The organism is Lishizhenia sp., assembly GCF_033720595.1.
In the GTDB taxonomy this organism is placed as follows: domain Bacteria; phylum Bacteroidota; class Bacteroidia; order Flavobacteriales_D; family Crocinitomicaceae; genus Lishizhenia.
In genome coordinates this window covers 1-3,522 of record NZ_JAWWCF010000247.1, presented here as the reverse complement: position 1 = coordinate 3,522, position 3,522 = coordinate 1, and the positions used below count along the sequence as shown (strand labels likewise).

Genomic DNA, 3,522 nt, shown 5'->3' with positions numbered 1-3,522 from the left:
GGTGTTTCCCACATAATTAACACTGGCATATAAAGATAATTGATCACCAATCTCAACGGGAGTAAGAAAATCAACCGTTTCCACAGAGGCTGTTACGCAATAATTCCCTGCATGTTTGGTAGCGCAGGCGTAGGCTACTTTGTCCATCATAGATAGTATGGTTCCTCCATGAACACGTCCCCCAAAGTTGGCGTATGAAGGGACCATAAGCTCGGAAAGTACGGTTTGAGAAGCTGAATTGTGTTTGTATTCTCTCATAAGTTTGCTTTTGATAAATGAAGATAAGGAATTCAATTTAAATTCTTTTGATGAGAACACTTGGTTCGTGTTTCGTCTTGTAGTTGATGGACAGAAGGTTTTTACGAAAAACTAAGTTTTAAAGAAAGAATAACTCAAAGTCTTTGTTGGAATTAATCCAGTAAAAGTAATTTCTGCATGCGTTCAAATTCATCAAATAAAGGGGCTTCTATCACCATATTTTCAAAGCTGTAAGGATGTTTAAGTCTAAAGTCAACGGCATGTAACATCATTTGCTCCAAGCCAAATCGTTCTCCCAATATTTTATTCTGTTTGTTACAGCCGTGGGGTCTATCTCCAATAATTGGGTGGCGTAGGTGATTACAATGTTTTCTAATTTGATGCATTCTCCCTGTCTTTGGAAAAGCTTCAATTAAAGAATAGCGTGATGTTTCAAATTTTCCCGATGGAAAATCACACTCTGACTGCATTAAGCATCTAAATTGAGTTTGTGCCTCTTGCGCTTTGCCTTTTAGATTTTTTAAGGAATAGTCTACGTAAATTTCTTCTGGGAAATGACCGCGTACTATGGCTAAGTATCTTTTTTGAGTATTTATTGAAGCTAGAGTTTCTTGCATTTTCTGAGCTGCTTCTGAACTAAATGCAAACAACAAAACTCCTGAAGTCTTTCTATCTAATCTATGGATAGGATAGAGGTGTTTCCCAGTTTGATCTCGAACAATTTGCAATGCAAACTCTTCGGCATCAGTTGCCAAATTAGTACGGTGCACCAGAAGTCCGGTGGGCTTGTTTACAGCAACATAATACTCATCCTGGTAAAGTATATCCAGCTCCTTTATATCTTCGGTATTCTCCACGGTATAAAGCTAAAAAAAGCAGGTTGTATTTCTACTTCCTGCTTTTAAATTTTATTCGGTAACCGCGGGTGTATCCGTCATTACATAATATCTAGGATCATCTATACTTTCTTCAATGATATCTTTAAATCCTTCGTTGTTCTTAATTAAAAGTGTTTTACAATCAGGACTCAAATGCGTTAATTTCACTTTCTTGTTTTGTGCTTCGTATTTGTTGACCAAATTCACCAAAGCTTCAATACCAGAGTGGTCAGATACTTTAGAATCTAAAAAGTCTATTTCAATATTTTCAGGATCTTCTTTAATGTCAAACTTCTGATTAAAGGCCTGAATACTACCAAAGAATAGGGGACCAAAGATTTCATAAACTTTCGTTCCATCTTCCTTGTATTTCTTTCTTGCTCTAATTCTTACGGCATTTTCCCATGCAAATACTAAAGCTGAAATGATTACTCCTGCGAATACTGCAATGGCTAAATCGGCAACAATGGTGATTACAGATACAGCTACTAAAACAAAGGCATCCGATTTCGGAATCTTTTTCATGATACGGAAACTCGACCAAGCAAAGGTGTCAATTACCATCACAAACATTACACCTACTAATGCTGCGATTGGAACCATTTCAATGTATTCTGCTGCGAAAACAATAAAAGATAATAAGGTTAAAGCCATCATAACTCCAGATAATCTACCTCTACCTTTCGCGTTGATGTTAATCATGGTTTGACCTATCATACCACAACCACCCGTTCCTCCAAAGAGTCCACTTACAATGTTACCGAATCCTTGTCCTACACATTCTCTGTTTCCGTCTCCTCGCGTTTCTGTCATCTCATCTACTAAGTTCATGGTCATTAACGACTCAATTAAACCTACAGAAGCCGCTAAGAATGCATAAGGGAAGATAAATGCTAAAGTATCTAAGTTCAGGGGCAAGTTTTCCCACAACTCTAAATTAGGAGTAGGGAACTTACCTTTCAAACCTTCACCACCACCTTCTCTAATGTATGAACCAATGGTAGCTACATCCATTCCTGAGAAAATTACGAAAAGCGTAATAATTAAGATAGCTGTAAGTGCTGCGGGCAATTTAGAAGTTGGTTTCCATTTTGGTAAAAGGTAAATTATTGCCATGGTCACTGCTACCAATAGTGACATTTTAGTCAATGAACTCCATGAAAAGAGATCACTAAAAAATACTGAAAACGCAGATTGTGTTTCTGTACCTGCTTGAACAGGGAACATTTTTAACTGCGCTATGAAAATAACTACAGCCAAACCGTTAACGAATCCAAGCATAACCGGGTGGGGAATAAGTCGTACAAAACGACCTAATTTAAAGTAACCAGCAGCAACTTGAATAATACCCATTAATATTACACAGGCAAAGAGATAGAAGAACCCCATATTTTCAACGGGTGTATCAAAAGCAAGTCCTCTTTCATGACCTTCAGCGATCATATTTACAAAAATTACCGCTACCGCTCCTGCTGCTCCTGAAATTAACCCAGGTCTACCGCCGAATAAAGCCGTAATTAATCCAACAATAAATGCTCCAGACAAGGCTACTAAAGGATCTATTCTTGCCACAAAGGCAAAGGCTACAACCTCTGGTATCATCGCCAATGAAACGGTCATACCTGCTAAAATATCATTCTTAGGATTTGCAGTAAACCCTTGGAAAAACTTCTTCATACCAAAATTTTAAGGGGGCAAAGATAGAGAACTCAAAATGCAATAGCGAATGATGAGGGAGAAATTTGAGAAGGGGTTTGGTTTGAGGTTGGATTGAGCGAGGAGTACTTTGAGTTTTATTACTCTAGTTGCTTAACCCTTTCAATAAATTCTTCATACGAATCTACCGGAGGATTTTCATGGTCTATATACCCCATCTCCGCATGAAAAAAATACTTCATTCCTTTTAAAAATTCCTTTTCGTCCTTCCTAGAATCAACATATCTGGAAATTCCAAAAATCATACATCCATCCTCCGTATAAAAGATCATTCCATGCTTATTCCTATCCTGTTTATTTAGGTTTTGCCAATAAATACTTTGAGCATATTGATTATTTGACTCAAGATAGGTCATTAAATCATGAGCCTTGTCAAAATTTTGTACAGGACTAACTGAATATTGCGGAATGCTGTACTCATCTGCACTCTCCGAATTCAAGGGGAGAAATTGGTTTAAGAAATCAATTCCAAGTTGTTTAGATCTTGACTTTTTTATAACATATATGTCGGCTAGATGTCCCATTTAATGTTGAGGGTAATTATACTTTTTTATTCTTAATACTAGAGAAAATAATATTGAATAGAAATAATACTTGTGCGAATATTACAATAATGATTATAAGTGTGAAACAAAAATTGTAATCAGGAAAATTTTTGAACTACAAAACT

The 3,522-nt window shown here is 36.7% G+C and carries 4 protein-coding genes; all 4 read right to left on the bottom strand.

Translation table 11 applies throughout. The features are described from left to right. Nucleotides 1-258, bottom strand: a 258-nt coding sequence (locus tag R3333_RS13380; RefSeq protein ID WP_318959277.1) for an acyl-CoA thioesterase, incomplete at its 3' end; no start/stop codon positions are given. A gap of 152 nt (nucleotides 259-410) precedes the next feature. Further along, on the bottom strand, nucleotides 411-1,115 hold the full coding sequence (locus tag R3333_RS13375; protein WP_318959276.1) for a pseudouridine synthase: 705 nt from the start codon (nucleotides 1,113-1,115) through the stop codon (nucleotides 411-413). Between the two features lie 51 nt (nucleotides 1,116-1,166). Continuing rightward, nucleotides 1,167-2,813, bottom strand: a complete 1,647-nt coding sequence (locus tag R3333_RS13370) for a SulP family inorganic anion transporter (RefSeq protein WP_318959275.1) — start codon at nucleotides 2,811-2,813, stop codon at nucleotides 1,167-1,169. A 119-nt stretch (nucleotides 2,814-2,932) separates the two neighbouring features. Continuing rightward, nucleotides 2,933-3,376, bottom strand: a complete 444-nt coding sequence (locus R3333_RS13365; protein WP_318959274.1) for a hypothetical protein — start codon at nucleotides 3,374-3,376, stop codon at nucleotides 2,933-2,935. Between the last annotated feature and the right edge of the window lie 146 nt (nucleotides 3,377-3,522).